This window comes from Amycolatopsis pretoriensis, assembly GCF_900107925.1.
Lineage (GTDB): Bacteria > Actinomycetota > Actinomycetes > Mycobacteriales > Pseudonocardiaceae > Amycolatopsis > Amycolatopsis pretoriensis.
Genome location: NZ_FNUJ01000002.1, coordinates 47,908 through 73,334, shown reverse-complemented (window position 1 = coordinate 73,334; position 25,427 = coordinate 47,908). Strand labels below are relative to the sequence as shown.

Genomic DNA, 25,427 nt, shown 5'->3' with positions numbered 1-25,427 from the left:
ACATGCGAGACAAGCGGAACGACCTGCGACCGGTGGCGGACCTCCTCTTGGAGGGCGGGGACACGCCGGCCCAGGCCGACACCCGGCGCAAGGCGGCGCTGGCCGTCGCGGCGCGGGCCAAGGACCCCGAAGACTGCGCGCAGCTGCTCGAGATGCTGGGCCTGCACCGGTCCGGCGGCCGCAGCAGCGAAGTCGCCTGACGAACGACCCCGGAGCCCGCCGTGACCAGCCGGTCGCGGCGGGCTCCGGTGCGTCACCCTCCGCTACGACACGGCGTTTCGAGCCGCGGCCGCCCGGGTATCGCTGCCGGTGAGGAGGTCGACATGGCCAGACCGGTCTGGAGCGGTGCCCTGAGCCTGGGGCTGGTCACCGTCCCGGTGGAGCTGTACCCCGCGGTGGCGGACCACACGATCCACTTCCACCAGTTCGAACGCGGGACGTCGGACCGCATCCGCAACCGCCGGGTCAACGAGCGGACCGGCGACGAGGTCACCCAGGACGAGATCGTCAAGGGCTACGACGTCGGCGGCGGCGACCACGTGCTCGTCGAACCCGACGAGCTGGCCGAGCTCGCGCCCGAACGGTCCCGGCGGATCGACATCGAGCAGTTCGTCGAACTCGACGAGATCGACCCGTGGTTCTTCGACCGCACCTACTGGCTGAAGCCGGCCAAAGAGGACTTCGCCAAGGCGTACGGCCTGCTGCTGCAGGCGATGGACCGCAGCGAGAAGGCCGGGATCGCGAAGTTCGTGCTGCGCGGCAAGGAGTACCTCTCGGCGATCCGCGCCGGTGAGGACGTCATGGTGCTCAACACCCTGCACTTCGTCGCCGACCTGCGGAAGCCGAAGGACGTCATGGGCGGGCTGCCCAGCCTGCCCAAACCGCGGCCCAAGGAACTCGACATGGCGCTCGCGCTCGTCGACGAGATGACCGCGCCGTGGAAGCCCGACGACTACCGCGACGAGTACTCCGAACGCGTCGAGGAGCTCATCAAGGCCAAGGAGCAAGGCAAGGAGATCGCCCACGAAGAGGAGCCGGAGCCCTCGGCCGACGTCGTCGACCTGTTCGAGGCGTTGTCGCGCAGCGTGAAGAGCCGCAAGGGCGGCGGCAAGAAGCCCGCGAAGAAGAAGGCCCCGGACCTCGGGGAGCTGTCCAAGGCCGACCTCGACAAACTCGCCCGTGAGCAGGGCGTGAAGGGCCGGTCCAAGATGACGCGGGCCGAGCTGGAGAAGGCGCTGAAAGCCTCGTGAGTGGACCGGGCTGGCGCGAACCCACCTTGGCCACGCTCACCGACCGCCGCTTCTCCGACGACGACTGGATCTTCGAGCGCAAGCTCGACGGTGTCCGGGCGATCTGCGTGCGCGATTCGGGCACGCCGACGCTCTACTCGCGCAACCACAAGGTGATGGACAACGCCTACCCGGAGCTCGTCGAAGCGCTGGCGGCCCAGGGCGGCCCGCGGTTCGTGGCGGACGGCGAAATCGTCGCGTTCGACGGCGCCGGCACCAGCTTCGCGGCGCTGCAGCCGCGGATCCACATCAGCGACCCGGATCGCGCGCGGGCCACCGGCGTGCGCGTCTACTACTACCTGTTCGACCTGCTGTACTACGACGACCACGACACGACCGCGTTGCCCCTGCGGCAGCGGAAGGCGTTGCTGCGCGACGCGTTCGACTTCGCCGACCCGCTGCGGCTCTCGGCCCACCGCAACACCGAGGGCGAGAAGTTCTACGCGGAGGCCTGCCGGCGCGGCTGGGAAGGCGTCATCGCCAAGCGGGCGGACGCGCCGTACCACCACGGACGGTCCCCCGACTGGCTGAAGTTCAAGTGCGCGCAGGGGCAGGAGCTCGTCATCGGCGGCTTCACCGACCCGCAGGGCGCCCGCCACGGCTTCGGCGCCCTGTTGCTCGGCTACCACGAGGACGGCGTCCTCAAGTACGCCGGCAAGGTCGGCACCGGGTTCGACGAGCGGCTCCTGGCGTCCCTGCACGCCCGGCTGCGGGAGCGCGAGACCCGGGAGTCCCCGTTCGCCGAGGCGGTCGGGGAAACCGGTGCGCACTGGGTCCGGCCGGACCTCGTCGCGCAGATCGGCTTCTCCGAATGGACGCGCGACGGGCGGCTGCGGCACCCGCGGTTCGCCGGGCTGCGCGAAGACAAGAAGGCGGCGGACGTCGTGCGGGAGCGCGGATGAAGATTTCCCACGCGGACAAGGTGTACTACCCCGGCGACGGGCTGACGAAGGGCGACGTCGTCGAGTACTACCGCGCGGTCGCCGACGTCATGGTGCCGCACCTGCGCGGCCGCCCGCTGACGCTGCGGCGCTACCCCGACGGCATCGAGGGCCAGGGCTGGTTCCAGAAGCACCCGGGGGAGCACTTCCCGGACTCGATCCGTGTCGAGAGCGTTCCCCGGCGCGATGGCGGGACCGACGACTACGTCGTCTGCGAGGACGCCGAAACCCTGGAGTACCTGGCCGGGCAGGGCACGCTGGAGTTCCACGTCTGGCTGTCCACCGTGGCCGCGCCGGAGCGGCCGGACCGGCTGGTGCTCGACCTCGACCCGCCGGACGGCACGCCGGTCGCCGAGCTGCGCGCGGTCGCGCGGCGGATCCGCGACCACTACGAGAAGGCCGGGCTGACGCCGTTCGTGCAGGCGACCGGCGGCCGCGGCTTCCACGTGCTCGCGCCGCTGGACGCGAAGGCGGACACCGAAACCGTGCTCGAACTGTCCCGCGTGTTGGCCGACAACGTGGCCGCCGACGACCCGGACCGGCTGACGACGGCCCAGCGCAAGGACAAGCGCGGCGACCGGATCTTCCTGGACGCCAACCGCAACGGCTACGCGCAGACGTTCGTCGCGCCGTACTCGCTGCGCGCCCGCCCGGGCGCGGCGGCGGCCACCCCGCTGGACTGGCGCGAGCTGGGCAAGGCGGACCCGGCGGGGTGGAGCCTGGCGAAGGAGAAGCAGCGCCTGGCGCGCAAAGACGACCCGTGGCGGGACCTGGACGCGCACGCGGCGTCGGCCGCGACGGCGTTGAAGCGGCTCATTTGAGCAGGTCGTGCGCGGCCTTGAGGTCCTGGACGAAGGCCGCGTAGGCCTCGTCGCGGTCAGGGGCACGCAGGATCGCCGACGGGTGCACGGTCGCGACCGCGGACGGCACCAGGTCGGCCACGTCCTCAGGCGCCTCCACCGGTTCGCCGCGGTGGGCCGTCAGCTTGAACTTGGTGCCCAGCACCGACTGCGCGGCCGTCGCGCCCAGCAGCAGCACCAGGTCGGGGCGCACGGCGCGCAGCTCCGCCAGCAGCCACGGCCGGCAGGCGACGACCTCGGTGCGGCCGGGCTTCTGGTGGATGCGGCGCTTCCCGCGTTCGTCGCGCTTGAACTTGAAGTGCTTGACCGCGTTGGTGACGTACAGGGCTTTCCGGTCGAACCCGGCCTCTTCGAAGGCGCGGTCCAGGAGCTTCCCGGCCGGCCCGACGAACGGCTCGCCGGCGAGGTCCTCCTTGTCACCCGGCTGTTCGCCGACGACCAGCACCTTCGCGCGCTTGCTACCTTCGCCGAAGACGGTCTGCGTGGCGTCCTGGTACAGGGCGCACCCGTGACAGCCGGCCGCCGCCGACCGCAACCGGTCGAGATCGGTGGTGTCCGGCGGCTCGGCACCGCGGGTATCGGCCATGTGCCGGGAATTTCCCGCCGGGGCGGGCGGGTAAACCCGCGGGCCCCGGGTAGCCGCGCGGTGACGCTCGAGAACGGAAGGAGTTCACGATGACCACCGCACGCGAGATCATGACGTCCGACGCGACCTGCGCCCGGGCGTCGGACACCGTGCACGACGCCGCCCGGACGATGGCCCGCCTGAACGTCGGCGCGCTGCCCATCTGCGGCGAGGACGACCGGCTGAAGGGCATGGTCACCGACCGCGACATCGTGGTGAAGGTGCTGGCCGAGGGCAAGGACCCGCGCGCGATCCGCGTCGGCGACCTGGCGCAGGGCGAGGTCGTGACGATCGGCGCGGACGACGGCGCCGAGGAGATCCTGCGGACCATGTCCGAGCACCGCGTGCGCCGGCTGCCGGTGATCGACGGGCACGACCTCGTCGGCATCGTCGCGCAGGCCGATGTCGCCCGGGCGCTGACGAACCCGACGGCCGGCGAGCTCGTCGAAGCCCTGTCCTACGACTGAGCGACGGTGATTCCTCCCCGCGCGGCCCGGGTACCCCGCGGGTATGTCACGCAGCCGAGGAAAAGTCGAAGTCGCGACCCGCGTCGCCCTGGACAACCCCGACGATCTGGCCGAGCACTACACGCCGGGCGTCGCGGACCAGGCGAAGCGGGTCGGCGACGATCCTTCGCTCCTTGCCCGGGAGACGGTCAAGGGCAACTCGGTCGCCATCGTGTCCGACGGGTCCGCCCTGCTCGGGCTCGGCGACCGGGGCGCGGCCGCCGCGCTGCCGGTGATGGAGGGCAAGGCGGCGCTGCTCAAGCGCTTCGCCGACGTCGACGCCTGGCCGATCTGCCCGGTGAGCCGCGAACCCGACGACCTCGTCCGCACCGTGAAGGACCTGGCGACGTCGTTCGGCGCGATCAACCTGGAGGACATCGCCGCGCCGCGGTGCTTCACCGTCGAACGGCGGCTGCACGACGAGCTCGACATCCCGGTGTTCCACGACGACCAGCACGGCACGGCGGTCGTCGTGCTCGGCGCGCTGTACAACGCGCTGAAGCTGACGGGCCGCGAGCCCGGCGGCACGTCGGTCGTCATCGCCGGCGCGGGTGCGGCGGGCAGCGCCATCGCGCGGCTGCTGCTGCGCGCCGGCTACAGCTCCGAGGGCATCGTCGTCTGCGACAGCGACGGCGTGCTGCACCCGGACCGGGACCTGGTGGGGGAGAAGCACTGGCTGGCCGAGAACACCAACTCCGGGCGCGCCACCGGCAGCGTGCAGGACGCGCTGCGCGGCGCGGACGTGTTCGTGGGCGTCAGCGCGGGCGGCCTCCTCGACCCCGGTGACGTCGCCGCGATGGCGGACCGCGCGATCGTCTTCGCGCTGGCCAACCCGGACCCGGAAGTCGACCCGGAGGCGGCCGGCAAGCACGCGGAGATCGTGGCCACGGGCCGCAGCGACTTCCCCAACCAGATCAACAACGTGCTGGCGTTCCCGGGGATGTTCCGCGGGCTCCTCGACTCGGGCGCACAGCGGGTCACCGCCGAGATGCTGCTGGCGGCCGCGCACGCGCTGGCGGACGTTGTCGGCGACGACCTGGAGCCGGGCCGCATCGTGCCGAGCGTGTTCGACGAAGCGCTGGTGCCGGCGATGGCGGAGGCGGTGGCCGGCGCGGTCCGGGCGGCCGACTAGTCCACTGTGGACCCGGCCGCCGGGGTGCCGTCCTGAGTGGACTCGGCGGCCGTTTCGGAGCGGGCGATGTGCCACGCGACCAGCGCTCCGGCCCCGACCGTGCCCCAGAGCACGAGCGCGGCGTCGCGGGCGAACAGGCCGACGACGAGCATGACCGCCGCGGTGACGTCGCACAGCACGAGCAGCAGGTTCCACCGCTTGGCCTCGCGCAGGGTGCGGCCGGCGAAAGCGGCGGCGAACGCGGGATCGCTCGCCTGCAGCTCCGCCTCGATCTCGCGCAGGGCGTGGCGTTCTCGCTCCGGCAGCATGGTGGCCTCCTCGCCTCGGCTACCGCAGGGGTACCCCCTCCCGCCGCGTCCAAAGCGGCACTTTCACGTGAAAGTGCCGCTAGTGGTTGTCGCGGGGGATGCCTTTCGTCTTCGCGATCCGCTGGTAGGCCACCGCCGGGCGCAGCACCATGCCGTCGCAGAGCTGGTCGACCATCGACCGCTGGATCTCCTGCCACGGCGTCTGCGCGTCCGGGACCGGGTACCCGCCGGCCTCGGCCAGCTCCTTGTGGCGCAGCGCGAGCTCTTCGCCGGGGATCAGGACGTCGGCGGTGCCGGCGGCGAGGTCGATGCGCACGCGGTCGCCGGTGCGCAGCACGGCCAGCCCGCCGCCCGCGGCGGCTTCGGGGGAGGCGTTGAGGATCGACGGCGAACCGGACGTTCCGGACTGGCGGCCGTCGCCGAGGCACGGCAGCTCGTGGATGCCGCGCTTGATCAGCTCCGCCGGCGGCCGCATGTTGACCACCTCCGCCGAGCCCGGGTAGCCGAGCGGGCCGGTGCCGCGCATGACGAGCAGCGAGTGCTCGTCGACGCCGAGGTCCGGGTCGTCGATGCGGGCGTGGTAGTCCTCGGGGCCGTCGAACACGACGGCGGTGCCCTCGTAGACGCCGCCGGCCAGGTAGCGGCGGCGGAACTCGGGTGAGATCACGCTGGACTTCATGATCGCCGCGTCGAAGAGGTTGCCCTTGAGGACCAGGAACCCGGCGTCTTCGGTGAGGGCGGTGCCGAAGGTCCGGATGACGTCGCGGTCGCCGGCCTCGGCGGCGCGGCAGTTGTCGCCGAGCGTGCGGCCGTTGACCGTGCGGGCGGCTTCGTGGATCAGGCCGTGCCGCATCAGCTCGTGCACGACGGCGGGGACGCCGCCCGCGCGGTGGAACTCCTCGCCGAGGTACTTGCCGGCCGGCTGGAGGTCGACCAGCAGCGGGACGGCGTGCCCGAGGCGCTGCCAGTCTTCGAGGGGCAGCTCGACGCCGACGTGCCGGGCGATCGCGCCGATGTGGATGGGCGCGTTGGTCGAGCCACCGATCGCCGAGCTGACGACGATGGCGTTCTCGAACGCTTCGCGGGTCAGGATGTCCGACGGCTTGAGGTCCTCGCGCACCAGCTCGACGATCCTCAGCCCGGTCAGGTAGGCCATCCGCGCGCGGTCGCGGTGCGGGGCGGGGATGGCGGCGCAGCCGGGCAGGCTCATCCCGAGCGCTTCGGCGAGCGCGTTCATCGTCGAGGCGGTGCCCATGGTGTTGCAGTGGCCGGGCGAAGGGGCCGAGGAGGCGACGAGCTCCATGAACCCGGCGTCGTCGATTTCGCCCGCGGCGAGCAGTTCGCGCGCCTTCCAGACGATGGTCCCGGACCCGGTGCGTTCGCCGTTGTGCCAGCCGTTGAGCATGGGGCCGCCGGACAGCACGATGGCGGGGACGTCGACGGTCGCGGCCGCCATCAGGCAGGCGGGGGTGGTCTTGTCGCACCCGGTGGTGAGGACGACGCCGTCGATGGGGTAGCCGTAGAGGGTCTCGACGAGCCCGAGGTAGGCGAGGTTCCGATCCAGGGCGGCGGTCGGGCGCTTGCCCGTTTCCTGGATGGGGTGGACCGGGAACTCGATGGCGATACCGCCGGCTTCCCGGATGCCCTCCCGGGTGCGGTCGGCGAGCTGCAGGTGGTGCCGGTTGCAGGGGGAGAGGTCCGAGCCGGTCTGGGCGATGCCGATGATGGGTTTGCCGGACTGCAGTTCTTCGCGGGTGAGGCCCCAGTTCATGTAGCGCTCCAGGTAGAGGGCGGTCATCCCGGGGTCGGCGGGGTTGTTGAACCAAGCTTCGCTGCGCAGTCCCATACCGGACAGTTTGGCAACGGGGGCGGCGGAATGCACGCCTCTTTGCCCGCTCTGCCTTCCCAGCCTTGCCGCACCTATGCTGGGCCGGCCGCGGCTCTGCCGGGCGTTGCTGCGCTTGTCCCGCGTCCGGTCGGGCCACTGCTGCGCTCGTGCTGAGCCCTGTTGGGCCTCTGCCTAGCCCTGTTGCGCCTGTCCTCAGCTCTGCCGCGTCTTGCTGCGCTTGTGCTCGGCCCTGTTGAGCCTCTGCCTAGCCCTGCTGCGCCTGTCCCCAGCTCTGCCGAGCCTTGCCGCGCCCGTCCCCAGCTCTGCCGCGCCTGTCCCCAGCCAGTCGCGCCTTTACTCAGCCCTGCCGTGTCGGTGCCAGCCATGCCGCGTCTACGCCGAACCCTGCCTCGTCTGTGCCCGGCCTGCCGCGTCTCTGCCCTGCCCCATCGCGCCTCTGCCGCGCCCTGCCGCGTCTTGGTAGGCGGGTTTCTAAAAGCCCTTCCGGCACCCCGAAGCTGTCATTGTGACTACGGCCGGTAACACCGCGTCAAGGCGGGAAAGATGCCTTGACCCGGTGTTGCCGGCCGTGTTCTGGCTTCGGATCGGGGTGCGGGGGAGTCTGGGTTCTCGTCCGTGGCCGTTCTCGAGTTCCCCTTGCGTCTCGACGTTGGCGTGGGCGGCCTGCGAAGTCGGCCGGCGGGCCCGTGGAGCCAACCCGGCCGAGTGGTGTCGCGAATGGCGCATTGGGGGCGTCGGATGTCCCGAATGAGGCATTCGGGCCATCTGACGAGGCTGGCGGCCGGGCCCGGATCCCTCGGGCCCGGCCGCACCCCTCACCCACCCGGGCGGGCCACCCGCGCCGGTGGCCCGCCCGGCGTCTCAGCCCAGGCCGTTCAAGCCGATCACCCGGGAGTACCAGTGCGCACTCTGCTTCGGCGTCCGTCGCTGCGTTGCGTAGTCCACGTGGACCAGACCGAACCTCTTCGCGTACCCCTCCGCCCACTCGAAGTTGTCCAGCAGCGACCAGTAGAAGTACCCGCGCAGGTCCACCCCCGCCGCCAATGCGTCGTGTGCTGCCCGTAGGTGGGAGTCCAGGAACGCCACCCGGTCGGTGTCGACGATGTCGCCGCCGTCGGCCACCACGTCCGGGTAGGCCGCGCCGTTCTCCGTGATGTACAGCGGTACCCGGCGGTAGCCGCGGTGGACCTGCAGCAACGACTCCGTCAGGCCGGCCGGCTGGACCTCCCAGCCCGAGTCCGTCCTCGGGGCCGCCGGGTCCGGGACGAAGTGGACGTCGCCCGCTCCGACCCACTCCGGGCCCGCCGGCTCGCTGCCCGGCACCGGGCGGCCCGCCACCCGGTAGTCGCGGTAGTAGTTCACGCCCAGCCAGTCGACGTGCGCCGCGATGATCGCCGCGTCCTCCTCGCGCACCACGTCGGCGAGGCCGAACGGGGCCAGGTCGGTGACCAGGTCGTCCGGGTAGCCGCCGCGCAGGACCGGGTCGAGGAACAGCCGGTTCTGCAGGCCGTCGATGCGCCGGGCCGCGGCGACGTCGGTGACGTTCGCCGGGTCGTGCGGGGCGACCGGGTACAGGTTGAGCGTGATCCCGGCCGGGACGCCCGGCGCGTGCCGCCGGATGATGTCCATCGCCAGCCCGTGGCCCAGCAGCAGGTGGTGCGTGGCGGCGACGGCGGCCGGGTGGTCGGTGCGGCCCGGCGCGTGGATGCCGCCCGCGTAGCCGAGCATCGCCGCGCACCACGGCTCGTTCAGCGTCGACCAGCTGGCGACGCGGTCGCCGAGCCGGGCCAGCACGGTCTCGGTGTACTCGGCGAACCGGTACGCCGTGTCCCGGTTCGTCCAGCCGCCCTTTTCCTCGAGCGCCTGGGGCAGGTCCCAGTGGTAGAGCGTCGCCCACGGCTGGACGCCGGCCTCCAGCAGGCAGTCGACCAGCCGGTCGTAGAACGCCAACCCGGCGGCGTTCGGCGCGCCGCCGTCCGGCCGGACCCGGGGCCAGGCCAGCGAGAACCGGTAGGCGCCGAGGCCGAGCCGGCGCATCAGGTCGACGTCCTCGCCGTACCGGCGGTAGTGGTCGGCCGCCGGGTCGCCGGTGTCGCCGCCCACGACCGCACCCGGACGGCGCGCGAAGACGTCCCAGACCGAGTCGGTGCGGCCGTCGGCCGTGGTGGCCCCTTCCACCTGGAACGCCGCGGTGGCGGCGCCCCAGACGAAGCCGGGCGGGAACATCAGCGCGGTCTCCGTCCGAACACTGTCGGGATGTACGGACATGTTCACCCTTTCACGGCTCCTTGCATGATCCCGGCCACGATCTGGCGGCCGAGGAGGACGAAGACGATGAGGATCGGGATGGTGGCCAGGGTCGTTCCGGCCAGCACCAGCGAATAGTCGACGTAGTAACCGCTCTGCAGCTTCTCCAGCGCCACCTGGACGGTCGGGTTGCCCGCGTCCAGCACCACCAGCGGCCACAGGAAGTCGTTCCACGACATCATGAACGTGAACATCGCCAGGATCGCCGCAGCCGGCCGGACCGCGGGCAGGCAGACGTTCCAGAAGATCCGGATCATGCTGCAGCCGTCGACGCGCGCGGCCTCGATCAGCTCGTACGGCAGTGCGTCCACTGTGTACTGCCGCATCCAGAACACGCCGAACGCGGTGACCAGGTTGGGCACGATCACCGCCGTCAGGCTGCCCGTCCAGCCCAGTTCGGACATCGCGATGAACAGCGGGATGATGCCGAGCTGGGTGGGCACCGCGAGCGTGACGACGATGAACACGAACAGCTTGTTGCGCCCCCGGAACCGCAGTTTCGCGAAGGCGAACCCGGCCAGCGACGAGAACAGCACCGTCGTCAGCGTCACCGTGCCGGACACGATGACGCTGTTGGCCAGCGCCTTCCAGAACGGCACGGTGTCGAACACCCGCGCGGCGTTGGCGAAGAAGTTGCCGCCGGGCACGAACGGCGGGATGCGCTCGGTGAGCATCCCGTTGTCGCGGCTGGCCACGAGGAACGACCAGTAGAACGGGAACAGCGAACCGAGCACGAAGATCGCCAGCACGACGTAGGTCGCCTTGCGGGGCTTGCCGAGCGTGGCGACTCTTCGCCGGAGTCCACTCTGGAGTGTCGTCATTTCTTCTTCACCGCCTGGGGACGCGCGATCCGGCCGGTGAGGAAGAAGTTCACCAGCGCGATGAGCACGATGATCACGAACAGCACCCAGGCGATCGCCGAGGCGTAGCCGAGATCGGCGTTCTGGAACGCCGTCTGATAGAGGTACAGCGTCACGGTCTGGAACTGGTTGGTGGACCCGCCGTTGTTCGACCCGGGCATGGCGTCGAACAGCTTCGGCTCGGTGAAGATCTGCAGGCCGCCGATCGTCGAGGTGATGGTGACGAAGACCAGCGTCGGCCGGAGCAGCGGCAGCGTGACGTTCCAGAAGCGGCGCCACGTGCCGGCGCCGTCGATCACGGCCGCTTCGTGCAGTTCCTTCGGGATGGCCTGCATGGCCGCCAGCACGATGAGCGCGTTGTAGCCGGTCCAGCGCCAGTTGACCATGATCGCGATCGCGACGTGGCTGCCGAAGCGGCTGGCCTGCCAGTCGACCGGGTCCAGCCCGATGGTCTGCAGCACGCCGTTGATCAGCCCGTACTTCGGGCCGAACAGGTTGGCGAAGATGATGCCGATGGCGACGAGGCTGGCCGCGTACGGCAGCAGGATGCCGACCCGCCAGCCCGTCGCGCCGCGCAGCCGGGACCCGAGCAGCGCCGCCAGCAGCACCGCGATGATGAGCTGGGGGATGCTCGAGAGCAGGAAGATGCTGATCGTGTTCGTCAGCGCGTTCCAGAACTGCGCGTCGGCGAAGAGCTCCTTGAAGTTGTCGAGGCCGATGAAGTCGGGGTCGTCGCTCCCGGCTTCCCACTTGAACAGCGAGACGTACGCGGTGTAGAGCAGCGGGAACAGCCCGACGATCCCGAAGAGGATGAAGAACGGCGCGATGTAGAGGTACGGCGAGACCTTGACGTCCCACCGGCTCAACCGGTGACGGAAGGTGGGCCGGGGAGACGTGCGCTCCCCGGCCTTACTCCCTTCCGGCGCGACCTTGTCGAGGACGGTCATCGGCTCAGCGCGTGATCTTCTTCGCGGCGTCGACCATCTGGTTCCAGCCGTCGGCCGCCGACTTGCCCTGCTCGACCGCCTGCAGGGCCGGGCTGGACGCGTTCTCCTGGATCTGGCCGTCGCCCGGGCCCTTGTACTGCGGCTTCTGGACCTTCTTGGCCTGCTCGGCGAACAGCTCGCCGACCTTCGTGCCGCCGAAGTAGTCGTCGGTCTTGCTCAGCAGCGCGGGGTCGGTGAGGGCCTTGACCTGGCTCGGGAAGGTGCCCTTCGCCTGGAACGCCTTGATCTGCTGCTCCGGGGCGGTCAGCCAGGCCGCGAGCTCGGCGGCCTCCTTCGGGTGCTTCGACTGCGTCGGCACGGTCAGGTACGAGCCGCCCCAGTTCCCGCCGCCGCCGGGGAAGGCCGCGGTGACCGCCCACTTCCCGGCGTTCTCGGGGCCCGCCTGCTCCTTGATCACGCCGAGCATCCAGGCCGGGCAGACCTTCGTGGCGAACGCGCCCTGCTTGAAGCCGGTGTTCCACTCGTTGCTGAACGCGGTGAGCTTGGCGGACTCGCCCTTGGCGACCGCGTCGGTGACCTTGGTCCAGGCGTCCTTGATGCCCTGGTTGCTCTCGACGGCCAGCTTGTCGTCGGTGCCGATGTAGCCCTGGGGGAGCTGGTTGACCATGGCGTTGAAGTTCTGCGCGGCCGAGTCGAACCAGGCCTTCTTGGTCTTGGCGGCGAAGTCGGCGCCGGCCTGGAAGTAGCTGTCCCAGGTGGCGAACAGCGGCTTGACGGCCTCGGGGTCGGTCGGCAGGCCCGCGGCCTGGAACATGTCCTTGCGGTAGCACATGGCGAGCGGGCCGATGTCGGTGCCGTAGCCGATGAGCTTGCCGTCCTTGGTCTTGGCGGCGTCGTACTTCCAGCTCAGCCAGCGGTCGGGGGAGGCGTCGGCCGGCCCGATCTTGCTGAGGTCGTTGAACTTCGAGCCCTTGTCGAGGAAGTCGGACAGGTGACCCTCTTCGAGTGCCGTCACGTCGGCCAGACCCGAGCCGGCGGCGAGCTTGGTGACCAGGTCCTCGTGGTACGGGCCGCCCTGGCCGGTCTTGCGGTGGGTGATCTTGATGTTCGGGTGCAGCCGCTCGTACTCCGGGATGAGGGCCTCGTAGCCGAACTCGGTGAACGTCGCCAGCGTCAGGTCCACGTGCTCGTTCGGGCCCGCCGCGGGCGGGGTGCTGCTGTCACCGCCGCTGCCACAGGCCGTGGCGCCGAGCGCCGTCATCGTGATGCCCAGTGCGAGGACCAGGCCGTTCCGGATCGTTCTCACGTGTTCAACCACCTTGTTGACGGGAATGAGCGCTCTCACTGCTGGGAGCCCGACTGGGAGCGCTCCCAGGTGTCGCAGAGTCTGCTGGGGGCCTTCACCGGTGTCAAGGGGTCGTAACCGGAGCGTTTCCTGCGAGGAGCGCTCCCGGACGCGCGGGGGCGTGAACGTTAAGCTGGGGCGGTCAGGGTGGTAGCGGGTGGATGAGGGCGGTGCCGTGGGGCCTCGAGCAGGGGATGAAGAACGGCCGACGCTGGAGGACGTCGCGGCGTTCGCCGGCGTGTCGCGGTCGACGGCGTCGCGCGCGCTGAACGACGACGCGTACGTCAGCGCGGCGGCGCGCGAGAAGGTCCTCGCCGCGGCCCGCGACCTGGGCTACTCCCCGAACCAGGCGGCTCGTTCGCTGGTCACGCGCCGCACCGGCGCGGTCGCCGTGGTGCTGTCGGAGCCGGAGGCCCGACTGCTGGACGACCCGTACCGGACCGCGGTCATGCGGGCCGGCTACCGCGAGCTGGCCGACGTCGGCCGCCAGATGGTGCTCATCTTCAGCGACACGCGCGAGGACCTGAGCAAGACCGTCCGCTTCCTCGAAGGCGGCCACGTCGACGGCGCGCTGGTGTTCGCGCCGCACCGGGCCGACCCGCTGCCCAAGGCGCTGCGGCTGCTGCGGATCCCGGTGGTGTTCGGCGGCCAGGCGGCCGGGATCCGGCGCGGGGTGCACGTCGTCGACTTCGACAACGAGGGCGGCGCCCGACTCGCGGTCGAGCACCTGGTCGCGGCCGGGCGGCGGCGGATCGCCACCATCGCCGGCCCGCAGGACCAGAGCGCCCCGATCGACCGGCTCGCCGGCTGGCGCAAGACGCTGCTCGACGCCGGGCTCGACCCCGCCGACCTGGCCGAAGAGGCCGACTTCACGCTGTCCGGCGGCGCGACCGCGATGTCCGCGCTGCTGAACCGCCACCCCGACCTCGACGCGGTGTTCGTCGCCAGCGACATGATGGCGGTGGGCGCGTTGCGGACGCTGGATGCGGCCGGCCGCCGCATTCCCGAAGACGTCGCGGTGGTCAGCTTCGACGACAACGCGACCCTGGCCCCGGCGATGGACCCGCCGCTGACGTCGGTCCACCAGGACCCGCGCGAGCAGGTCCACGCGATGGTCGAGACGCTCATGCAGCTGCTCGACGACCAGGGCCTCAAGCCGCGGCAGCACATCCTCCCGGTTTCCCTGGCGGTCCGCGCCTCGAGCTGACCCGCGGGCTTAAGGCCACCTTCGTCGCATCAGATGGGACGAAGGTGCCCCTCAGCGCGTCACGTGCACTGAAGGTGCCCTTCAGCCGCGCGGTGATCTCGATAGCCGGGAGCGCTCCCTGTTCAGATCTACGCGTTCGGCGCTAAACACCGTTTCCGCGACACTCCGCGTGACCGTCGCGCTGGGCCGTTCGAGTGAATTGCCGACCATCGGCGGCGGCTGTTCAGGAGTGTTCAGCGAGCCCTCGTTCGCCGGGTGCGCCGATGTGACGTTCGCGTTCGCGGTGTCCTTCTGACTCGATTCTTTACATCCAGGTTTCCGGCTGGCTACCGTCTGCGCCTGGAAGCGCTCCCAGATCGCTGGCTCCCTACGGACAAAGGAGTTCCGCAGCCATGCGTTCCTCTCCCCGAATGCGCCGGTTGCGCGGCCGTACCCTGGCCCTGGCCTCGGCCACGGTCGCGGTCGCCGCCGCGCTGGTCGCCCCACCGCCCGCGCTCGGCGCGGACATCGCCTGCTCCGTCACCTACACCACCAACGACTGGGACACCGGGTTCACCGCCAACGTCTCGCTGCGCAACGACGGCGCGCCGCTCGACACCTGGAAGGTCGGCTGGACCTTCCTCGACGGCCAGAAGGTCCAGCAGGGCTGGAGCGCCACCTTCGCCCAGTCCGGGGCCGCGGTCACCGCCACGAACCTCTCCTACAACGGCCACCTCGACACCGGCGCGAGCACGTCGTTCGGCTTCAACGGGTCCAAGGGCTCCGCCAACCGTCCACCGACCGACTTCTCCGTCAACGGCAGCGCGTGCACCGGCGCGAACAAGGCACCGACGGTCACCCTGACCTCGCCCACGTCGACCGGCACGTACTACGCCCCGGCCACGATCCCCCTCGCCGCGACGGCCGCCGACAGCGACGGCAGCGTCAGCAAGGTGGAGTTCTACGCCGGCGACACGCTGCTGGCCACCGACACGGCGGCGCCGTTCGAGGGCAACTGGGGCAACGTCCCGGCCGGGACGTACTCGATCACCGCGAAGGCCTACGACAACAAGAACGCGTCGACGACGTCGACCCCGGTCAGCGTGAAGGTGCTGTCCGGTCCCACGATCGTCGCCACCCCGGCGACCGCGCAGGTCAAGCAGGGCGGCACGACGACGTTCGCCGTCAGCCTCGCGGGCGCCCCGACCGCTCCGGTCACCGTCGCCGTCGCCCGGACGGCGGGCAGCACCGACCTCACGGCGACGCCGGCGAGCCTCACCTTCTCGACGACGAACTGGAACACCCCGCAGAACGTCACGGTGAAGAGCGCCGACAACGGGGGAGACCTGGGCAGCGCGACCTTCACCGCGAGCAGCGGCGGCTACACCGCCGCGACGGTGACGGTCAACGAGATCTCGTCGTCCACTTCGGACTACCAGGTCGCGTTCCTGACCCAGTACAACAAGATCAAGGACCCGAACAACGGCTACTTCCGCAAGTTCGGGAACATCCTGGTGCCCTACCACTCGATCGAGACGCTCATCGTCGAGGCGCCGGACCAGGGCCACGAGACGACGTCGGAGGCGTTCAGCTACTACCTGTGGCTGGAGGCGTCCTACGGGCGGATCACCGGTGACTGGGCCCCGTTCAACCAGGCCTGGACGTCGATCGAGACGTACGCGATCCCGTCCGCGGCCGACCAGCCCGGCAACTCCGGCTACAACGCGAGCAAGCCGGCGACCTACGCGGCCGAGTACCCGAGCCCGAAGCAGTACCCGTCGCAGCTGCAGTCGAACGTCTCGGTCGGGGCCGACCCGATCGCGGCGGAGCTGAAGGCCGCCTACGGCTCGGCGGACGTCTACGGCATGCACTGGCTGCTCGACGTGGACAACATCTACAAGTTCGGCCACTGCGAGGACGGCACCAACACCGCGCCCGCGTTCATCAACACCTTCCAGCGCGGCTCGCAGGAGTCGGTCTGGGAAACGGTCACCCAGCCCAGCTGCGACCTGCTGAAGTTCGGCGGCAAGAACGGTTACCTCGACCTGTTCACCGGCGACTCGTCGTACGCGAAGCAGTGGAAGTACACCGACGCGCCCGACGCGGACGCCCGCGCCGTGCAGGTGGCCTTCCAGGCCGAGAAGTGGGCCGCCGCGCAGGGCAAGAGCTCGGACGTCGCCGCCGTCGTGAAGAAGGCGTCGAAGATGGGCGACTACCTGCGGTACTCGCTGTTCGACAAGTACTTCAAGAAGATCGGCAACTGCGTCGGCGCGTCCACGTGCGCGGCGGGTACCGGCAAGGACAGCGAGCACTACCTCGTCTCCTGGTACTACGCCTGGGGCGGCTCGATGGACTCGTCCAGCGCCTGGGCGTGGCGGATCGGGGACGGCGCGGCCCACCAGGGTTACCAGAACCCCCTGGCCGCGTACGCGTTGTCGGCGGATCCGGGCCTGAAGGTCACTTCGGCCACCGGTGCGCAGGACTGGGCGACCAGCCTCGGCCGCCAGATGGAGTTTCTGCAGTGGCTGCAGTCGTCCGAAGGCGGTCTCGCCGGCGGCGCGACCAACAGCTGGGAGGGCCAGTACGGCACCCCGCCGTCCGGGACGCCGACGTTCTACGGGATGTTCTACGACCAGCAGCCGGTCTGGCACGACCCGCCGAGCAACCAGTGGTTCGGCTTCCAGACGTGGGGCATGGAACGGATCGCCGAGTACTACCAGGCGACCAACGACGCCCGGGCGAAGAAGATCCTCGACAAGTGGGTCCCGTGGGCCATCGCCAACACCACGGTCGGCGCGGGCGGGAGCTTCCAGATCCCGTCCGACCTGACCTGGAGCGGCGCGCCGGACACCTGGAACGCCACCAGCCCGGGCTCGAACACCGGTCTGCACGTCGCGGTGAAGAACTTCAGCCAGGACGTCGGGGTCGCGGCCTCGCTGGCCAAGACACTGCTGTACTACGCGTCCGGGTCGAGCAACGCCCAGGCGAAGACGGTCGGGGAGCAGCTGCTCACGGCGCTGTCGGCCAACACCGACAGCAAGGGCATCGCGGTGCCGGAGACGCGGTCGGACTACAACCGCTTCGACGACACCTACAACGCCACCACCGACCAGGGGCTGTACGTGCCCAGCGGCTGGAGCGGCACGATGCCGAACGGCGACGCGATCAACCCGAGCTCGACGTTCCTGTCGATCCGCTCCTTCTACAAGAGCGACCCGCAGTGGCCGAAGGTCCAGTCCTACCTGGACGGTGGCGCCGCGCCGACGTTCACCTACCACCGGTTCTGGGCGCAGTCGGAGATCGCCACGGCGTTCGCCGCGCACGTCGCCCTGTTCGGCTGAAAGGCACTCGATGAAGCGACTGCTCGCTTTCGCGGTCGCCGCACTGGCCGGGGCCGCCGTTCTCACGGCGTCCCCGGCCACCGCGGCCCCCGCCCCGGCACTTTCACGTGAAAGTGCCGCCCTGGCCGGCACCGGGACCGGGTACTGGCACGCGTCCGGTTCCCAGCTCGTCGACTCCACCGGTGCGCCGGTCCGGATGACCGGCATCAACTGGTTCGGCGCCGAGACCGGCAACTACTCGCCGCACGGCCTGTGGAGCCGCAACTACAAGGACATGCTCGACCAGATGGCGAGCCTCGGCTACAACACGCTTCGGCTGCCGTACTCCAACCAGCTGTTCGACGCCGGCTCGAAGCCGACCAGCATCGACGCCGTCCAGAACCCGGACCTGCAAGGGCTTTCCGGGCTGCAGGTGCTCGACAAGATCATCGCGTACGCCGGCGTCATGGGCATGCGCGTCATCCTGGACCAGCACCGGCCGGACTCCGGCGCGCAGTCGCCGCTCTGGTACACCAGCGCCTACCCCGAGAGCCGGTGGCTTTCGGACTGGACGATGCTCGCCCAGCACTACAAGGGCAACTCCACGGTGATCGGCGCCGACCTGCACAACGAACCGCACTCGATCCAGGGTGGCGGGGGAGCGTGCTGGGGTTGCGGCGACACCGCGACCGACTGGCGGCTGGCCGCCGAACGCGGCGGCAACGCCGTGCTCGCGGCCAACCCCGACTGGCTGGTCATCGTCGAGGGCGTCGACTGCGTCAGCGGCACCGGCGACCCGCAGTGCGGCTGGTGGGGCGGCAACCTCTCCGGTGCGCGGCAGTTCCCGGTGCGACTGTCCAAACCGGACAAGCTCGTCTACTCGGCGCACGAGTACGCGACGTCCGTGTTCGCCCAGCCGTGGTTCTCCGACCCGTCGTTCCCGGCGAACCTGCCGGCGCTGTGGGACCACTTCTTCGGCTACCTGCAGAAGCAGAACATCGCGCCGGTGCTGCTCGGCGAGTTCGGCACCACGCTCGCCGACCCGCGCGACAAGACGTGGCTGCAGGAGCTGATGAAGTACGCCGGCACCGGCGCGACCGGGATGAGCTTCACGTACTGGTCGTGGAACCCCAACTCCGGGGACACCGGCGGCATCCTCAACGACGACTGGACGACCGTCAACCAGGCCAAGCAGGCGATCCTCCAGCCCTACCTGATCCCCCCGGTGGGCTCCGGTGGCGGGACGACCGACCCGCCGCCCGCGGTGAGCTGCGCGGTCGCCTACCACGTCGACAACACGTGGCAGGGCGGGTTCGTCGCCTCGGTGACGCTCAAGAACACCGGCACCACGCCGCTCAAGACCTGGGCGCTCGGCTGGACCGTGCCGTCCGGGGTGCAGATCACCGGCGGCTGGGGCGCGACCGTCACCCAGACCGGGCAGCAGGCGAGCGCCAAAGCGCCGTCGTGGGCACCCGACCTCGCCGGCGGCGCCTCGACGTCGATCGGCTTCCAGGCGACCGGCGCCTCGACCGGCGCTCCGAGCGGCTTCGCCGTCGGCGCGACCGCCTGCACCACCTGACCCACCCACCGAACACGAAGGAGCACACTCGATGAAGAGTGAATTCTGGTCCGCGAGGAGGAAGTCACGGCTCGCCGTGGCGTCCTCGCTGACGGCCGCGGCCGTCGTCTCGGGGCTCCTGGTGGCCGGCGGCAGCCCGGCGACCGCCGCCACGGGCTGCAAGGTCACCTACACCGTCAACCAGTGGGACACCGGGTTCACCGCGAACGTCGCGGTGACCAACCTCGGCGACGCCGTCTCGAGCTGGGACGTCCAGTGGGACTTCGCCGGCAACCAGCAGGTGCAGCAGGGCTGGAGCGCCACGTTCAGCCAGTCCGGCAAGCACGTGAGCGCGAAGAACCCGACGTGGGGCGGCAACCTCGGGGCGAACGCGACGGCGAGCTTCGGCTTCAACGGCTCGTACTCCGGCACGAACGCCGTGCCCGGGTCGTTCACGCTGAACGGCGTCGTCTGCGACGGCAGCACGGGCGGCCCGTCCACCACGCCGACGACACCCACCACGCCGACGACCCCGACGACTCCGACGAGCCCGACCGGGCCGACCACGACGCCCCAGCCCGGGACGCACGTGGACAACCCGTACGCCGGCGCCAAGGGGTACGTGAACCCGGACTGGCAGTCGGAGGTGTCCGCCGCGGCCGCGGCCAAGGGCGGCACGCTCGGCGCCCAGATGGCCAAGGTGGCCAACACCTCGACGGCGGTGTGGCTCGACCGGATCGCCGCGATCGAAGGCACGTCGAGCGCCCGCGGCCTGCGCGGCCACCTCGACGCGGCGTTGAGCCAGGCGAGCGGCGGCACGCCGGTGACGATCCAGATCGTCGTCTACGACCTGCCCAACCGCGACTGCGCGGCGCTGGCGTCCAACGGCGAGCTGACGGTCGCGCAGAACGGCCTGGCCCGGTACAAGAGCGAGTACATCGACCCGATCGCCTCGATCCTGTCCGACGCCAAGTACGCGCCGCTGCGGGTCGTCGCGATCGTCGAGCCGGACTCGCTGCCCAACCTGATCACCAACACCGCGACGGCGAAGTGCGCCGAAGCGCAGTCGAGCGGGGCCTACACCCAGGGCATCCAGTACGCGCTGAACAAGCTCCACGCGATTTCGAACGTCTACAACTACCTCGACATCGCGCACTCGGCGTGGCTGGGCTGGGACAGCAACTTCGGCCCGTTCGTCAACCTGGTCAAGCAGATGCTGCAGGGCACGACGGCCGGGGTGAACAGCCTCGACGGCTTCATCAGCGACACGGCGAACTACACGCCGCTGACCGAGCCGAACCTGCCGGACCCGAACCTGAACGTCGGCGGGCAGCAGCTCAAGTCGGCGACGTTCTACCAGTGGAACCCGTACTTCGCGGAGGTTCCGTTCGCGACGGCGATGTACAACGCCTTCGTCTCCGCGGGCCTGCCGAGCGGCATCGGCATGCTGGTCGACACCTCGCGCAACGGCTGGGGCGGCGCGGCCCGGCCGAGCGGCGCGTCGGGGTCCACTGTGGACAGCTACGTCAACTCGGGCCGGATCGACCGGCGGCTGCACCGCGGTAACTGGTGCAACCAGAGCGGAGCCGGGCTGGGCGTGCGGCCGACGGCGTCGCCGGCCGCGCACTTCGACGCCTACGTCTGGGTCAAGCCGCCGGGTGAGTCCGACGGCGCGAGCTCGCAGATCCCGAACGACGAGGGCAAGGGCTTCGACCGGATGTGCGACCCGACCTACCACGGCAGCGACCAGGCCAACGGCGGCAACCTGACCGGCGCCCTGCCGAACTCGCCGCTGTCCGGCAAGTGGTTCGAGGCCCAGTTCGAAGAGCTGGTCCAGAACGCGTACCCGCCGGTGTCCTAGTAGAACTCCCGGGCCGGGCGGTGCCGCGCAGCCGCCGTCCGGCCCGGGTCTCCACCTACAGATCTTTGCGGAAGCTCAGCCGGTCCAGTCCCGGCCCGTCGTAGTCGGGCTGGACCGGCAACCCCTCGAACTCCTTCGGCCCTGGTTCGGTGACGAACCCCATCCGGGTGTGGAACGCGTGCGAATCCTTGTTCACCGGCGACGTGATCGCCCGTACCACCGACCGCCCGTTCTCGCGGCTGTAGGCGAAGAAGCGCTCGTACAGCGCGGCGCCGAGGCCCTTGCCGCGCTCGGCGGGGTCGACGCCGACGAAGTGGATGTAGCTCTCGGCCGGCCGCGACGGCGAGAGAAAGCCGATCAGGAACGCGACGATCCGCTCGTCCGCGGTCACCAGGAAGCTGCTGCTCGAAAAGTGCTGGAACATCAGCTTCGGCAGCAGCAGCGCGCGTTGCCGGCTGCCTTCTTCACCGCCCAGGCCACCCCACCAGCGGTCGAGGACGGCGAGCACCGGCAGGTGGTCGTCCGGCGTGGGGCGGCGGACGGGGTGGCCGAGGAGCGGGGGAAGCGTGGTCATGCTCGCCACCCTGCCCACTGCCTCACGCCGGCGCGACCGGATTTCGGGACTCCGGCGCCGGTTCGCCCGAGGTCGCGAAAGTCGCATTCGGGACCTCCCACGCCCCGAATGCGACTTTCGCGACCCGGCTGCCGGGGAGTGCCGGGGTCACGGGACCACCTGGTGCACCCCGATCAGCACCTGCTGCCACACCGCGGCCGGGTCGGCGCCGCGCTCGACCGACTTGAGCGCGGGCGCGACCACCGTCTCCTGGATCTTGCCGTCGCCCGGGCCCTTGTACTGCGGCTTCCCGACCTTGCGCGCCTGGGCGACGAAGACCTGCCCGCTCAGCGCGCCGCCGAAGTAGCCGTTCATCTCGCTGAGCAGGTCGGGCGAGGTGAAGGCGTCGACCTGGCTGGGGAACGTCCCGCTCACCCGGAACGCGTGCAGCTGCTGCTCGGGTGCGGTCAGCCAGGCGGCGAGCGCCGCGGCCTCCCGCTGGTGCGCGCTCGCGGCCGGGACCGTGAGGTAGGAACCGCCCCAGTTGCCGCCGCCGTCCGGGAACGCGTCGGTGATCGCCCACTTGCCCGCGTTGCCGAGCCCGGCCTGCTGCTCGATGACGCCCAGCATCCACGCGGGACAGACCTTCGTCGCGAAAGCACCGGTGCGCAGGCCGTTGTTGCCGTCTTCGGCGAAGGCGGTGAGCCCGGCCGACTGTCCCTGCTTGACCGCGGTCGTGACCTGGTCCCACGCGGCGCGCAGCGCGGTGTTCGTCTCGAGCGTCGGGCGGTCTTCGCGGTCGAGGTAGCCGACGGGCAGCTGGTTGACCATCGCGTTGAAGTTCTGCGCCGCGGAGTCGAACCAGGCCTTGCCCTTCGAGCGCTTGACGTACTTTTCGCCGGCCTTGAAGTAGCTGTCCCAAGTGGCGAACATCGTCTTCACCGAGCCGGGGTCGGTCGGCAGCCCGGCGGCCTCGAGGAGGTCCTTGCGGTAGCACATGGCCAGCGGGCCGATGTCGGTGCCGTAGCCGACGAGCTTGCCGTCCTTGCTGCGGCCGGCCTCGTACTTCCACTCCAGCCAGCGGCCGGGCTTCACGTCGGGCGGCCCGACCTCGGCGAGGTCGGCGAACTTCCCGGACTGCGCGAGGACGTCGGCGAGGTGCCCCTCCTCGACGGCCTGGACGTCCGCGAGGCCCTGTCCACTTCGGAGCTTGTCCAGCAGTTCCTGGTGGTACGGGCCGCCCTGCTCGGCCCGGACCTGGGTGACGGTGATCCCGGGGTGGGTGAACTCGTAGCCGGGGATCAGGTCGTCGTAACCGAACTCGCCGAACGTCGCGAGCGTCAGCGTGATGCGCTCGGGCGTCCCGGGGCCGCAGCCGCCGGTCAGGACGAGCAGGACCACGGTGACGGCGAAGGCCAGCCGTCTTCGGATGAATTTCATGCGCACTCCTCACTCCCTCGTGATTGGGAGCGCTCCCGGACGGAGTCTCGGTTCCGGGTGCGCCGGGTGTCAAGGTGCGCGACGGCGGGTGTCCGCGCGGACACGGAAGGGGTGCGATGAAGCGTCCGACGATCACCGACATCGCGCGGGAGGCCGGCGTCTCCAAGGGCGCGGTGTCCTACGCGCTCAACGGCCGGCCGGGGGTGTCGGAGGAAACGCGCGACCGGATCACGCGGATAGCGCGCGAACTGGGCTGGTCCCCGAGCAGCGCGGCGCGCGCCCTGTCCGGCGGCCGCTCCGGGACGATCGGCCTGGTGCTCGACGGGCCGTCGGAGGTGGTGTTCCCGGCGTTGCTGGACGGGGTGTCGCAGGAACTGCTGCTGAGGGTCGCGGTGGGGCGCGAGGCGGCGCTGGCGGTCTACCGCCGCTGGCGGGCGGAGCGAAAGGTGGACGGCGTCCTGCTGACCGGCCCGGACTGCGCGGCGGAAGTGGCGCGGATCGGCTTGCCGGCGGTGGTGCTGGGCGGACCGGGAGGGTTGCCGGAGGCACCCTCGGTCCGGGTGGACGACATGGCCGGGGCGGCGGAGGCCTTGGAGTATTTGGCGGCTTCGGGGCACCGGCACGTGGTCCGGATCGCCGGGGCGGCGGCGTTCGCGGACGCGGGGGAGAGGGAGGAAGCGTTCACGACGGTGGCCCGCCGGCTGGGCTTGGTGGGGGCGCGGACGGCGGGAAGCGAGGTGCGGGGGGCGCAGCGCGGCGGGTGGGGAGCTTCGGCCGCCGATGTGGCGAGGCTCGGTTCGGGATGCCACGGTGGCACCGGTCACGCTGCGCCTTCGCCGGACAGGGGGCGAGGCGCCGGTTCGGCACACCGTGGTGGCGTGGGTCGGACCGGAGCCGCGATCGGCGACTGGGCCGATGATCCCTGGCGGCCCGGCGCGTGGGCTGCCGGGTCTCGCGTCGGCGCCGCCGGGCACGCTGGGATGCGCTCCGTCGGTTCCGTCCCCGCCACCCCGCCGCGCACCCTTCCCTCCGAACCCTCGGCCGATGCGGTCCGCCGCGTCCTCGCCGCCGACCCCCGGCCCACTGCCCTCCTGTGCGACACCGACTCCCTCGCCGTCGCCGCGCTCGTCGCCGCCAAGGAACTCGGGCTTTCCGTCCCCCACGACCTCTCCGTCGTCTCCTGGGACGACTCCGACCTCTGCCGGCTCGTGCGGCCCGCCCTTTCCGCAGTGCGGCGTCCGTTGGCCGAGCTTGGGGGGCTCGCCGCCGCCGTGCTGCGGGACCTCATCGCCGGCGAGGACGTCGGCGACGTCTGCGCCTCGCGGCCGCGGCTCGTCACGCGTGGCAGTACCGGGCCCGTCCGCTGATTGGCCGCTGCCGTGGCGCCTCAGCTGCCTCGGCGGGTCAAGGGCGGCTGGGCCGCGGCTGGTCACCGGAGGCTGGGCCGGGTTCGTCACGCGTGGCAGCACCGGGCCCGCCCGCTGACCGGGCCCGGTACTGCGACGCCTCAGCTGCCCTGGCAGGTCACCGACGGCTGGGCCGGGTTTGTCCCCGCCGCGTTGACCACCAACCCGAACGTGGTTGACCCGTCCGGGGCCACTCGGCCGTTCCAATCCGCGTTGCGGACCGTCACCACCGACCCCGACTGGCTCAGCGTCCCGTTCCACACGCTGCCGATCGTCTGGCCCGACGGCAGCGTCCAGCCCGCCTGCCAGCCGCCGTAGGCCGTGGTGCCGTGATTCATCACCGTCACCGTTGCCTGGTAGCCGCCGCTCCACGCGTTGGTCACCTCGTACATCGCCATGCACGAGCCGTCCGGTGGCGGGGGGCTCGTCGGGGCCGTCGGCGTGGTTGTCGGGGTGCCCGGCTGGTGCACCCCGGTCACCTCTCCGTGCCCGCCGTCGAACGTCACGTCCGAGCAGCCGTAGAACGTCTCCGCGCTGTCGGAGCGCTTCCACACCGAATAGATGATGTGCCTTCCGGACTTGTTCGCCGGCAGCGCGCCGGTCCACTTGTACTGCCCGTCGACCGTGCCGACCTGGCCGGTCACCGCCGGGTGGTCGACCGTCAGGAACGGCTGGTCCTCCAGCGAATCCCAGGTGAGCGGCTTCGACGGGTCCCAGCCGTCCTTCGTCACGTACGTGTAGAACCAGCCCGGGTGCGCGGCCCACGCGTTGTACGAGAAGTCGAACGACGCCCCGGCCGTCAGGTGCGTCAGCGGCCAGTCGCCGACCTGGTCGAAGCCGGCGTAGTTCGGGTTGCCGCCCGAGCACAGCTTGCCGTCGTCGATGAACCCGCGCGTGCGGCCGGCGCCGTCGGAGCGCAGCACGGCGAACCAGTTGTACAGCGAGTTGGCGCCGCTGGTGTTGACCGCCGCCGAGCAGGCCGGGTTCTGCGGGATGATCTGGCCGGTCGAGCTGAGCCCGTCCTGCCAGCACAGGAACGTCCGGCTGCCCGGTTTCATCATGGCGCCGTGCGCTTCGGCGGTGCCCGTGTTCAGCAGGACGGCGGTCAAGCTCGCCAGCAGCACGGTCACGGCG

The 25,427-nt window shown here is 70.8% G+C and carries 22 protein-coding genes; 12 read left to right on the top strand and 10 right to left on the bottom strand.

The features are described from left to right. Nucleotides 1-2: 2 nt before the first annotated feature. The 4 genes from BLV96_RS07160 to ligD (BLV96_RS07145) all read left to right on the top strand — a co-directional run bounded on the left by BLV96_RS07160 (nucleotide 3) and on the right by ligD (BLV96_RS07145) (nucleotide 3,051). On the top strand, nucleotides 3-200 hold the full coding sequence (locus BLV96_RS07160; protein WP_086675071.1) for a hypothetical protein: 198 nt from the start codon (nucleotides 3-5) through the stop codon (nucleotides 198-200). Between the two features lie 123 nt (nucleotides 201-323). After that, nucleotides 324-1,250 carry a non-homologous end joining protein Ku gene (ku, locus tag BLV96_RS07155; protein WP_086675072.1) on the top strand — a complete coding sequence of 309 codons (927 nt, stop codon included), beginning with the start codon at nucleotides 324-326 and terminating at the stop codon, nucleotides 1,248-1,250. Next, nucleotides 1,247-2,191 carry a non-homologous end-joining DNA ligase gene (ligD, locus tag BLV96_RS07150; RefSeq protein ID WP_086675073.1) on the top strand — a complete coding sequence of 315 codons (945 nt, stop codon included), beginning with the start codon at nucleotides 1,247-1,249 and terminating at the stop codon, nucleotides 2,189-2,191. The genes ku and ligD (BLV96_RS07150) overlap by 4 nt, the downstream gene beginning before the upstream one ends. After that, complete coding sequence (gene ligD / locus BLV96_RS07145) at nucleotides 2,188-3,051, top strand: non-homologous end-joining DNA ligase (protein ID WP_086675074.1); 864 nt, start codon at nucleotides 2,188-2,190, stop codon at nucleotides 3,049-3,051. The genes ligD (BLV96_RS07150) and ligD (BLV96_RS07145) overlap by 4 nt, the downstream gene beginning before the upstream one ends. On the opposite strand, the gene BLV96_RS07140 is transcribed toward ligD (BLV96_RS07145), so the two are convergent. Then, complete coding sequence (locus tag BLV96_RS07140; RefSeq protein ID WP_086675075.1) at nucleotides 3,044-3,676, bottom strand: UdgX family uracil-DNA binding protein; 633 nt, start codon at nucleotides 3,674-3,676, stop codon at nucleotides 3,044-3,046. The genes ligD (BLV96_RS07145) and BLV96_RS07140 overlap by 8 nt on opposite strands. Nucleotides 3,677-3,765: 89 nt before the next feature. On the opposite strand from BLV96_RS07140, the gene BLV96_RS07135 reads away from it, so the two are divergent. Next, entirely contained in the window at nucleotides 3,766-4,182 is a 417-nt protein-coding gene (locus tag BLV96_RS07135) for a CBS domain-containing protein (protein WP_086675076.1), read from the top strand. A 43-nt stretch (nucleotides 4,183-4,225) separates the two neighbouring features. Then, the gene (locus BLV96_RS07130; RefSeq protein ID WP_086675077.1) at nucleotides 4,226-5,353 is read left to right on the top strand and encodes an NAD(P)-dependent malic enzyme; all 1,128 of its coding nucleotides are present in this window, start codon (nucleotides 4,226-4,228) and stop codon (nucleotides 5,351-5,353) included. On the opposite strand, the gene BLV96_RS07125 is transcribed toward BLV96_RS07130, so the two are convergent. The 6 genes from BLV96_RS07125 to BLV96_RS07100 form a co-directional block, all read right to left on the bottom strand. Continuing rightward, nucleotides 5,350-5,661, bottom strand: coding sequence for a DUF3040 domain-containing protein (locus BLV96_RS07125; protein ID WP_086675078.1), 312 nt, complete (start codon nucleotides 5,659-5,661; stop codon nucleotides 5,350-5,352). The two genes, BLV96_RS07130 and BLV96_RS07125, sit on opposite strands and share 4 nt — an antisense overlap. Nucleotides 5,662-5,740: 79 nt before the next feature. Beyond that, nucleotides 5,741-7,507, bottom strand: coding sequence for an IlvD/Edd family dehydratase (locus tag BLV96_RS07120; RefSeq protein ID WP_086675079.1), 1,767 nt, complete (start codon nucleotides 7,505-7,507; stop codon nucleotides 5,741-5,743). 864 nt (nucleotides 7,508-8,371) lie between these two features. Further along, nucleotides 8,372-9,784, bottom strand: a complete 1,413-nt coding sequence (locus tag BLV96_RS07115; RefSeq protein ID WP_425266170.1) for a GH1 family beta-glucosidase — start codon at nucleotides 9,782-9,784, stop codon at nucleotides 8,372-8,374. After that, a complete protein-coding gene (locus tag BLV96_RS07110; RefSeq protein WP_086675080.1) occupies nucleotides 9,781-10,638 on the bottom strand; it encodes a carbohydrate ABC transporter permease in 858 nt (285 codons plus the stop codon). Before BLV96_RS07110 ends, BLV96_RS07115 begins: the two co-directional genes overlap by 4 nt. Beyond that, nucleotides 10,635-11,624, bottom strand: coding sequence for a carbohydrate ABC transporter permease (locus tag BLV96_RS07105; protein ID WP_086675081.1), 990 nt, complete (start codon nucleotides 11,622-11,624; stop codon nucleotides 10,635-10,637). Before BLV96_RS07105 ends, BLV96_RS07110 begins: the two co-directional genes overlap by 4 nt. Nucleotides 11,625-11,628: 4 nt before the next feature. Beyond that, nucleotides 11,629-12,930: an ABC transporter substrate-binding protein gene (locus tag BLV96_RS07100; RefSeq protein ID WP_086675082.1), complete on the bottom strand. Its 1,302-nt coding sequence runs from the start codon at nucleotides 12,928-12,930 to the stop codon at nucleotides 11,629-11,631. Nucleotides 12,931-13,180: 250 nt separating this feature from the next. On the opposite strand from BLV96_RS07100, the gene BLV96_RS07095 reads away from it, so the two are divergent. The 5 genes from BLV96_RS07095 (at nucleotide 13,181) to BLV96_RS07080 (ending at nucleotide 20,894) form a co-directional block, all read left to right on the top strand. Beyond that, complete coding sequence (locus BLV96_RS07095) at nucleotides 13,181-14,176, top strand: LacI family DNA-binding transcriptional regulator (RefSeq protein ID WP_086675089.1); 996 nt, start codon at nucleotides 13,181-13,183, stop codon at nucleotides 14,174-14,176. A gap of 169 nt (nucleotides 14,177-14,345) precedes the next feature. Then, on the top strand, nucleotides 14,346-14,471 hold the full coding sequence (locus BLV96_RS51185) for a hypothetical protein (protein WP_279627526.1): 126 nt from the start codon (nucleotides 14,346-14,348) through the stop codon (nucleotides 14,469-14,471). A gap of 97 nt (nucleotides 14,472-14,568) precedes the next feature. Then, nucleotides 14,569-17,496, top strand: a complete 2,928-nt coding sequence (locus BLV96_RS07090) for a glycoside hydrolase family 48 protein (protein WP_086675083.1) — start codon at nucleotides 14,569-14,571, stop codon at nucleotides 17,494-17,496. Nucleotides 17,497-17,506: 10 nt separating this feature from the next. Beyond that, entirely contained in the window at nucleotides 17,507-19,054 is a 1,548-nt protein-coding gene (locus BLV96_RS07085) for a cellulase family glycosylhydrolase (protein WP_086675084.1), read from the top strand. Between the two features lie 31 nt (nucleotides 19,055-19,085). Next, a complete protein-coding gene (locus BLV96_RS07080) occupies nucleotides 19,086-20,894 on the top strand; it encodes a glycoside hydrolase family 6 protein (RefSeq protein WP_208608168.1) in 1,809 nt (602 codons plus the stop codon). 55 nt (nucleotides 20,895-20,949) lie between these two features. Here the strand turns inward: BLV96_RS07080 and BLV96_RS07075 are convergent, their stop codons facing one another. Together BLV96_RS07075 and BLV96_RS07070 are read right to left on the bottom strand one after the other, a co-directional pair. Next, a complete protein-coding gene (locus tag BLV96_RS07075) occupies nucleotides 20,950-21,468 on the bottom strand; it encodes a GNAT family N-acetyltransferase (RefSeq protein WP_086675086.1) in 519 nt (172 codons plus the stop codon). 147 nt (nucleotides 21,469-21,615) lie between these two features. Then, the gene (locus tag BLV96_RS07070) at nucleotides 21,616-22,887 is read right to left on the bottom strand and encodes an ABC transporter substrate-binding protein (RefSeq protein ID WP_086675087.1); all 1,272 of its coding nucleotides are present in this window, start codon (nucleotides 22,885-22,887) and stop codon (nucleotides 21,616-21,618) included. Between the two features lie 116 nt (nucleotides 22,888-23,003). Between BLV96_RS07070 and BLV96_RS50510 the strand changes: the two genes are divergently transcribed. Continuing rightward, a complete protein-coding gene (locus BLV96_RS50510; protein ID WP_244180090.1) occupies nucleotides 23,004-24,254 on the top strand; it encodes a LacI family DNA-binding transcriptional regulator in 1,251 nt (416 codons plus the stop codon). A gap of 140 nt (nucleotides 24,255-24,394) precedes the next feature. On the opposite strand, the gene BLV96_RS07055 is transcribed toward BLV96_RS50510, so the two are convergent. Then, entirely contained in the window at nucleotides 24,395-25,423 is a 1,029-nt protein-coding gene (locus tag BLV96_RS07055) for a lytic polysaccharide monooxygenase auxiliary activity family 9 protein (protein ID WP_244180089.1), read from the bottom strand. Nucleotides 25,424-25,427 lie beyond the last annotated feature (4 nt).